Below are 8,838 nucleotides of genomic sequence, written 5' to 3'. Positions count from 1 at the left end.
TCGCCTGATGCGGTGAACATCAGGCGGGCGTCCCGGATCAGGGGAAATCTAACCGATCAGCGACAAACAAGGACAGGCGGGAGCGTCAGCGAGCGCCAGGCGGGGGCGACTCGGTGTCAGACGCTGGCGTGGTCATCACCAGCGCCAGAGTCGCCCCCGCCTGGTCGCAAGCGCGACCTGTCCTCCCCCGCGCCTTCGCGCGCGGAGAGGTGGGCCAACACCCACAATGACGCTGGTCTGAATCGAACGTTTTCAACGCCCTAAAAGATTCTCGACCCTATTTCCCCGCCATACCCGCCGGCGCCCGCATACTCCTCTCATCCCCGCCGATGGGGAGGGCGTCGGATCCAGCGCCCTGACGGCGGCGGGGCTGTGGTCGAGCGATGAAGCCGGTGGGGAGGAGACCGCCGGGGTCCTTAGGGGCGGCGATGGATGCCGCCTACTGCTCGCCGCACGCCTAGGAAAGCGGGCCGCTGTCGATCCTTGTCGGCATGTCCGCCCCAGCGAAGCCGTCGCAAGACGGCCCGCCGATCCGGCAAGGCTCTAAAAAGAGGGCCGCCAGCCGGAGTGCGTGTGGAAAACGACCGCGTGGGACGACGACTGCGCCGAAACGGTAATTAAAACTCCAAACCCCGGGTGCAGACCCGGCGTCCCACGCCCTCCCCAACTTCGCCACGAAACGGCGAGGACAGGGCCAATTCCGCATGTGCGTGCGGCGTCCAAACCACGCAGGTGTGGGCCGTTCGCCAGCCACGCTTGAACCACGGCTCTTTCAAACCACATACTCATCCGAACGCCGTCGGAATCGACGGGCTGTCATGCGCTGGTCGGACCTCTTGTCCGGGCGACCGTGGCGGCGGGCCGGAGATCATCAATGGCCCAGGAGTACGCATCATGACTGAAACAAAGATCCTGCCCGTCCTGCCGCTGAGAGACATCGTCGTCTTCCCGCATATGGTCGTGCCGCTCTTCGTCGGCCGCGAGAAATCGGTGAAAGCCCTCGACGAGATCATGAAGGGTGAAAAGCAGATCCTTCTGGCGACCCAGAAGAACAGCGTCGACGACGATCCGTCGCCCGACGCCATCTATCCGATCGGCGTGCTGGCCAGCGTGCTGCAGCTGCTGAAACTGCCCGACGGCACCGTCAAGGTTCTGGTCGAGGGCAAGGGCCGGGCGCGCCTGACCCGCTTCACCGACCGCGAGGACTATTTCGAGGCCGAGGCCGTCGAGATCGAGGACGAGCCGGGCGACGCCTCCCAGACCGAGGCCATGCTGCGCGCCGTGGTCGAACAGTTCGAAAACTATGTGAAACTGAACAAGAAGGTCCCGCCCGAGGCCCTCAGCTCCATCCCCCAGATCACCGACGCCTCCAAGCTGGCGGACTCGGTGGCCGCCCACCTGTCGGTCAAGATCATCGACAAACAGGGCCTGCTGGAAACCTTCGACGTGCCCAAGCGGCTGGAGAAGGTCTATGGCCTGATGGAGGGTGAGATCTCGGTCCTGCAGGTCGAGAAGAAGATCCGCTCGCGCGTGAAGCGCCAGATGGAGAAGACCCAGCGCGAATATTATCTGAACGAGCAGATGAAGGCGATCCAGCGCGAGCTGGGCGAGACCGACGACGCGCGCGACGAGATCATGGACCTGGAGAAGCGCATCCGTAAAACGCGCCTGTCCAAGGAGGCTCGCACCAAGGCCGAGGCCGAGGTCAAGAAGCTGCGCAACATGTCGCCGATGTCCGCCGAGTCGACCGTGGTCCGGAACTATCTCGACTGGCTGCTGTCCGTGCCGTGGGGCAAGGCCAAGCAGAAGCCGATCGATCTGGTCAAGGCGGAGGAAATCCTTGAGGAGGACCACTTCGGCCTGGAGAAGGTCAAGGAACGGATCATCGAATATCTGGCGGTCCAGGCCCGAACCGGCAGCCTGAAGGGGCCGATCCTGTGTCTCGTCGGCCCTCCCGGCGTCGGCAAGACCTCGCTGGCCAAGTCCATCGCCAAGGCGACCGGGCGTGAATATGTCCGCATGTCGCTGGGCGGCGTGCGCGACGAGAGCGAGATCCGCGGCCACCGTCGGACCTATATCGGCTCCATGCCCGGCAAGATCATCCAGTCGATGAAGAAGGCCAAGACCACCAACGCCTTCGTCCTGCTGGACGAGATCGACAAGCTGGGGTCCGACTGGCGCGGCGACCCGTCCTCGGCCCTGCTCGAGGTGCTGGACCCGGCCCAGAACTCGACCTTCGGCGACCACTATCTGGAGGTGGACTACGACCTGTCCCAGGTCATGTTCGTGACGACCGCGAACAGCCTGAACATGCCGCAGCCGCTGATGGACCGGATGGAGATCATCCGGGTGTCGGGCTACACCGAGGACGAAAAGGTCGAGATCGCCAAGCGTCACGTCCTGCCCAAGCAGCTGACGGACCATGGGCTGAAGGCCGACGAACTGATCGTGCCGGAAGATACGATCCGCGACCTGATCCGTTACTACACCCGCGAGGCCGGGGTGCGGTCGCTGGAACGCGCCCTGGGCGGCCTGGCTCGCAAGGCCGTGCGCGAGATGGCCAAGACCAAGGTCACGTCGATCACGGTGGACACCGAGAAGCTGGCTGAATACGCCGGCGTCCGGAAGTTCCGCTATGGCGAGACGGACGAGGAGGATCAGGTCGGCATCGTCACCGGTCTGGCCTGGACCGAGTTCGGCGGGGACATCCTGACCATCGAGGCCATCAAGATGCCGGGCCGCGGCCGCATGACCGTGACCGGCAACCTGAAGGACGTGATGAAGGAGTCGATTTCGGCGGCGGCCTCCTATGTGCGGTCGCGGGCCCTGGCCTTCGGCGTCAAGCCGCCGGTGTTCGAGAAGACCGACATCCACGTCCACGTGCCCGACGGCGCGACGCCCAAGGACGGTCCGTCCGCCGGCGCCGCCATGACCGTGGCCATGGTCTCGGTCCTGACCGGCATCCCGATCCGCAAGGACATAGCCATGACCGGCGAGATCACCCTGCGCGGCCGGGTCACCGCCATCGGCGGTCTGAAGGAGAAGCTGCTCGCGGCCCTGCGGTCCGGTGTCAAGACGGTGCTGATCCCGCAGGAGAACGAGAAGGACCTGGCGGACGTGCCGGACAACGTCAAATCGGCGCTCGAAATCGTGCCGATCTCCACGGCGGACGAGGCCCTGCACTGGGCCCTGACCGGTCCCCTGACACCGGTCGAATGGGATGAGGCGACGGATCCTCTGCCCGCGCCCGTGCCTTCGCTTGACGGCGCTGCGGCGACCGTCAGCCACTGAGCCGCGACCTAGGTCGCAGACGAAACGCCGCCGACACGCCTGTCGGCGGCGTTTTCGCTTTTGACGCAACCGCCGATCCGCCCTTTACTGGTTCGCTTGGGAGGATGACATGACGAAAGCCGAACTTATCGGCCGTATGGCGACGGCCGCGAACATCAGCCGCGATCAGGCCAAGACGGCGCTTGAAGCCTTCACCGACGGCGTGGTGGAAGCCCTGACACAGGGCCGGGACGTCAAGCTGATCGGCTTCGGCAGTTTCACCCCTGTCGATCGCAAGGCCGGCGTCGCCCGCAACCCCCAGACAGGTCAGGCCGTGGCCCGGCCCGCCTCCCGCACCGCGCGCTTTCGCCCCGGCGAAGGCTTGAAAAGCGCCTTGAACGGTTGAAGCCCAACGGGCATAAGCCCGGCTCCGGTTTCCACTTCGGTTTCTTGGGCGGCTAGCTCAGCTGGTCAGAGCATCTCGTTTACACCGAGAGGGTCGGCGGTTCGAACCCGTCGCCGCCTACCAAACAAAAAGGCCGCCAGAGCGATCCGGCGGCCTTTGTCTTTTGGTGATCGCCCTGGTCAGAACCGGAAGCTGGCCCGCAGCAGCAGCGAATAGCGGACGTAATCCTCAAGCAGTTCCGCGTCGCCCGTCAGGGACAGCATGCCCAGGTCGTTGCCCAGGTTCATGCGGAAGCCCAGGATCAGGCCGCCGCCCTCGACCCCGTCCGGCGACAGGACGAAGTCCGGGCCGCCGCTGGCGAAGCGGGCGATGGTCTCGCCGGCGTCGACGGACAGGTTCTGGCGATAGCCGATGCGCAGTTCCGGACGGATCCAGCCGTCCTTGCCGAAGCCGTAGCCGACGTTCATCGCCGCAACGGCCGAGAAGATGTGGCTGTCGCGCGAGTCGATATCCAGATCGAAGCCGCTGCCGCCGCCCGATTCGGAGCGGGCGCCTTCCGACAGGCGGAAGTACTCGGCGTACACCTCGGGACGGACGTTCAGGCGACCGTAGTTGCGCTCATAGGAGGCGCCGCCGGCTGCGGCTGCAGTCCAGCCGTGCCAGTCGGATTTGTTGTTCAGATAGACGCCGTTGGCGACCAGCGACCGGTCGGCGTTGAAGCTGGCGTAGCCGCCGGCCGCGCGCGCCCAGGTCGTCCAGTACTGGCCCTGAGCACGCCAGTAGAGGCCCAGCTCCAGCAGGTTGGCCGACAGGACTTCCTCGGCCTCGGACTCGGGGTCCTTGATGTCCGACGAGGTGAAGGCGGCCGTCAGGCCGAAGGCGCCCGCGCCGGTGCCCTTTTCGACGCCGCCCGCGACGCCGAAGCCTTCAGAGCGGAAGCCGTAGGAATCGGTCTTGTCCTTGTCGGCGTAGAAGTTGATCTCCTGCACCCAGGCGCTGGTCTCGCCGGGGGCGGCGGAGGCGTTGCGGCCGGTCAGGGCGCGGGTCACCGCGTCGACGCCGGCCGACAGGGACATCAGAGGCCCGCCCGAGTGGTCCGGCAGCATCTGCTCATAGGCGTCGATGAAGCCGTCCCGGTTCGTCTGGCTCAGGAACAGGTTCCGGATCGTCTCATTGCTGCCCAGGGCGGCATAGACGGCGTCGAAGGCCGAGGCCTCGACGGGGATCAGATCGGCCTCCTGGGCGGTGCGGCGACGGGCGTCGACGTAGACTTCCCCTGCGGCTTGATCGACACCCGCCTGAACGACGTAGAGATAGGGGGAATTATCGGTCAGCAGGCTCTGGTTGATGTCACCGACGTTCAGGGCGCCGGCCTTGATCACGCTGAACCGCTCCGGCGACTCCAGAAGGGAAGAGAAGCGGACGCCCAGTTGCGCGCCCGTGGCCAGGGTTGCGGCGCCGCTGACGTTGAATCCGCCGGCGCGATCGCCTTGAGGGTCGACGGCGACGATCAGGACGCCCTCGGCCCCGACGTTCAGGCTGGAAATGGAAGTGGCGGTCGCCTGGGTCGCGTTCAGCGTGCCCTTGGAGACGTTGATGTCCAGAGCCCCGTCGCTGTCGGTGACAGCGCCGCTCACCGCCGCGCCGCCGCTGATGGACAGGCGGTCGGCGCCGGCGCCGAAGGACATGTCGCCGATGACCGTGCCGTTCTCGACGTTGAAGGCATCCGCGCCCGAACCGAATTTCACCGCGCCGACGATGAGGGGTTCGCTGGCGTCAGGGACCCCGTCCTTGTCCGTATCGGTCGCCGTGCTGTCGGCGGCGGCCGGGATGCCGTACTGACGAACCGTGACGCCGCTGGTGTTGGCCGTCAGGTCGATGGCGGTCACCGTGCCGTCGACCGCCGTAGTGTCGGTGGAGTCCGCCGACAACGAGCCGATGATGGAACCGGCGTTGCTCAATTGGGTCAGGGTGCCGGACTGGTCGCGGATAACCGTCGCGGCGCCGTGGTTTCCGCCGAACGAGGCCACGATATTGCCGGTGTTCGTCAGCGAACCGACATTGGCGCCGGCGCCGATGAGCACGCCCGTGGCCGTATGGGCCTGTTTGCCGGAGGCGACGGCCTGGATATTGCCCGTGTTCGAGATGGCCGGGGCGGTGACGCCGGCGCCGATCCAGATGGCGGTGGCGTTGGCGTCCACGGCCGTGGAGGCGATTCCGCCTTCGTTGCGCACCCCGCCAGCGACGGCGACGGTCTGGCCGCCGGCCACGCCCAGCTGCAGGGCGCGCGATTCGACGCCGGAATAGACGCCGGTCCCGGTGATGGAGCCGCGGTTGATCAGGCCATAGGCGGCGTCGCCCGCGCCCACGGCGCCGAGGGTCACCGCATTGGTCGCGGAGCCGATGAGCAGGGCGGGCGCGCCGCCTACCGATGTCAGGGAGGCGGTCGTTTCGCTGGCGTCCGGCACGCCGTCGCCATCGCGATCCGCATCGTCGCGGTTCTTGACGCCGTCGCCGTCGTCATCCTCGTCGCCGTTCTTGACGCCGTCCTTGTCGTCGTCGCCGTCGATCCCGGCCGAGGAATAGGCCGGGCCCGTATCCAGCAGGACGCCGCCGGCCACATTGGCGGCCACGCGCACAGCCGGACCGCCCTGCAACAGATCGTCGGCGTCCAGTTCGTCCAGGAATATGGTCGAGGCGTTGTCGTAGGTGCCCGTGGTCGGGCGGACGGGGGGCGGGGAGGTGTACCGGTAGCCCGTGGTCGTCACGGCCGAATGGATTTTCAGGGCGCCGCCTACGTCCCCTTCGATCGACACGCCCGAGGCGCCGGCTCCGGTCGCGGACACCGAGCCCGCAAGGTCGACATTGCCCGAGATCGGGCCGGTCGTGCGGATGCCGACGCTGTTGTCGCCGACGACGCGCACAGTACCGAGGCTCTGCAGCTTGCCGGTCAGGGGCGCTTCGACCGCGAGTCCGTAGGAGTTGTTGCCTTCCACGGAGATCGAGCCGCTGGATTCGATCAGGACATTGCCGACGAAGGGCGAGGCGCCCGTGACCCGAACGCCGTAACGGCCGGTCCCGGTGGCGAACGGCCCGTCAAGGTCGCCGTCGCCGTCCGTGTCCTTGATGTCCGCCGTTTCCTGGCTGTCCGTGATGTTGATCGTTCCGCCCATTGTGACGGAGCCGGTATTGCCGCCGTTCACTAGGACGCCCGTGGCGCCGTCGGCCGCCTTGGCCATGGTGATGGAGCCGCCGCTGTCGATATCGACCGTATTGTTCGAATCTAGCGTCATCGCTGCGCCGGAGGTGACGGCGATCGAGCCGCCGCTGGCGATGCGGACATTGTCAGCCGCGGTGCCGGTGGCGTTGGACGTCTGGATCGGCGTGGTGCGGGCTGTCGAGACGACGACCTCGGCCTGAACGCCCGTAACAGCCAGCAAGGGGGCGATCGCTACGGCGGTCGCGAGTAGAATACGCATTCGGAAGAAAACCCCTGATGGTCACGCGATCACGAAGCAGACGGTCCTTTACAGGATCGACGCTAACCGTGCCCAAGTTTATCGAATTTGAGGCGAATGCAAGGCCGTGTCCAGTCTGTTGCAAGAGCGTGTCGCAACCGTAGCTTGGATAAGGGGCTGATTTCGCGGTCTTTTAGGTGGGGTGCGGAAGGTTTTGGCTCAGAGGTATTGAGGTTTCCGACGGCGGGGTTTACGGGCGGAAGAACGGTCCACCGCGTTTCACCGCGACGCATCCAACCCACGCCCCCCGGCGTTGGTTAGCCCAGACCAGGCGAGAACCTCTTCATGACACTGACCGACCTCGACGTTCACGAAAGCGAACTCCGGCTGATTCCGGGGTTGGACGTCGAGGTCGCCGACACATTGAGAGCGCTGAAGCTGGCGTCGATGGACGACCGGCCCAGGCTGGTGGACACCACCATGCTGTATGCGCCGCGCTCGGGCGGGGTGAAGCGCTATCTTCTGTCGAAGAAGGCCTGGATCGAGGAGAATCGGCCGGGCGTCAGCCATTCGCTGATCGTCCCGGGCGCGCGGCACAAGGCGCGGGCCGACGGGATCGTGCAACTGCGGGCGACAAAACTGCCGTTCGGCGATGGCTATCGTTGGCCCAGTTCGGTCAAGCGCTGGAGCGCCTGGGTCGCGGCGATGAAGCCGTCGATCATCGAGGCCGGCGATCCCTATACGCCGGGTCAGGGCGCGCTGGAGGCCGGCCAGCGGGTCGGGTGTCCGGTCGTCGGCTTCTGTCACTCGGATCCCGCCGGGCTGGCGGCGCTGCATTTCGGCGAATGGGCGAAGAAGCCGGTTGAGAAACGCTGGGCGCGCCTGTTTTCCCAGTTCGACCGCGTCATCTCGCCCAGCCGTTTCATCGCCCGTCGACTGGAAGAGGCGGGCGTCGACAATATCGTCATCCGGCCCCTGGGGGTGGAGATCGACACCTTCCGACCCGAACGCCGGGATCGGAAATGGCTGTTGGGAGAACTGGGCCTGGGCGAGGACGCCCGCCTGCTGTGCTTCGCCGGCCGTCCCGCCAAGGAGAAGAATGTCGATATTCTGATCGAGGCGGTCCAGAAACTGGGCGCGCCCTATCATCTGGTCCTGGTCGGGGCGGGTTCAGGCATGCCCGCCGAGGACCGGGTGATCTCCATGCCCTATGAGAAGGATCCGCGCGCGGTGGCGCGGATCATCGCCAGCTGCGACGCCTTCGTCCACGCCAATGACAAGGAGCCCTTCGGTCTGATCGTGCTGGAGGCCATGGCCTGTGGCCGCCCGGTCGTGGGCGTCAATGCCGGGGGCGTGGCCGAGACCGTGGATGAGACGGTCGGCCAACTGGCGACCAGCGCCGACGCCGACGCCTACGCCCAGGCGGTCGAGGCCCTGTTTGCGCGCGACATCGAGGCCATCGGCCGCGCCGCCCGCGAAAAGGCCGTCAGCCAGTTCGCCTGGAGCCGTGTGTTCGAGGACCTGTGCATGGTTTACGGCGAACTGACGGGCGAGGCCGCCTTTGTTCAGCCTGAAGAGGCGTTCGCCGTTCACTGACGCGTTACGTCGTGATTTCGGGTCGATATCTGGACGCGAAGATCCGGGCCGTCGTGTCTGGCCTCAAGAATGAGGGGCGGCGCGCCACTTCTTCGTCTGGAAGAAGTG

The 8,838-nt window shown here is 66.2% G+C and carries 4 protein-coding genes and 1 tRNA gene; 4 read left to right on the top strand and 1 reads right to left on the bottom strand.

Going from position 1 to position 8,838, the window contains the following annotated elements; genetic code table 11:
- Nucleotides 1-894 precede the first annotated feature (894 nt).
- The 3 genes from lon to AC07NC_RS15215 all read left to right on the top strand — a co-directional run bounded on the left by lon (nt 895) and on the right by AC07NC_RS15215 (nt 3,799).
- A complete protein-coding gene (lon, locus tag AC07NC_RS15225) occupies nt 895-3,291 on the top strand; it encodes an endopeptidase La (protein WP_494570026.1) in 2,397 nt (798 codons plus the stop codon).
- 109 nt (nt 3,292-3,400) lie between these two features.
- A complete protein-coding gene (locus AC07NC_RS15220; protein WP_008260193.1) occupies nt 3,401-3,676 on the top strand; it encodes an HU family DNA-binding protein in 276 nt (91 codons plus the stop codon).
- Between the two features lie 46 nt (nt 3,677-3,722).
- Nucleotides 3,723-3,799: transfer RNA gene (locus AC07NC_RS15215), tRNA-Val, on the top strand.
- Nucleotides 3,800-3,855: 56 nt separating this feature from the next.
- Here the strand turns inward: AC07NC_RS15215 and AC07NC_RS15210 are convergent.
- A complete protein-coding gene (locus AC07NC_RS15210) occupies nt 3,856-7,155 on the bottom strand; it encodes an autotransporter outer membrane beta-barrel domain-containing protein (RefSeq protein ID WP_494570025.1) in 3,300 nt (1,099 codons plus the stop codon).
- Nucleotides 7,156-7,479: 324 nt separating this feature from the next.
- Between AC07NC_RS15210 and AC07NC_RS15205 the strand changes: the two genes are divergently transcribed.
- On the top strand, nt 7,480-8,730 hold the full coding sequence (locus AC07NC_RS15205) for a glycosyltransferase (protein ID WP_292150783.1): 1,251 nt from the start codon (nt 7,480-7,482) through the stop codon (nt 8,728-8,730).
- The last annotated feature ends 108 nt before the right edge of the window (nt 8,731-8,838 follow it).

This window comes from Brevundimonas sp. GW821-FHT10A07, from assembly GCF_059415785.1.
This window is presented reverse-complemented; position numbering and strand designations above follow the sequence as displayed.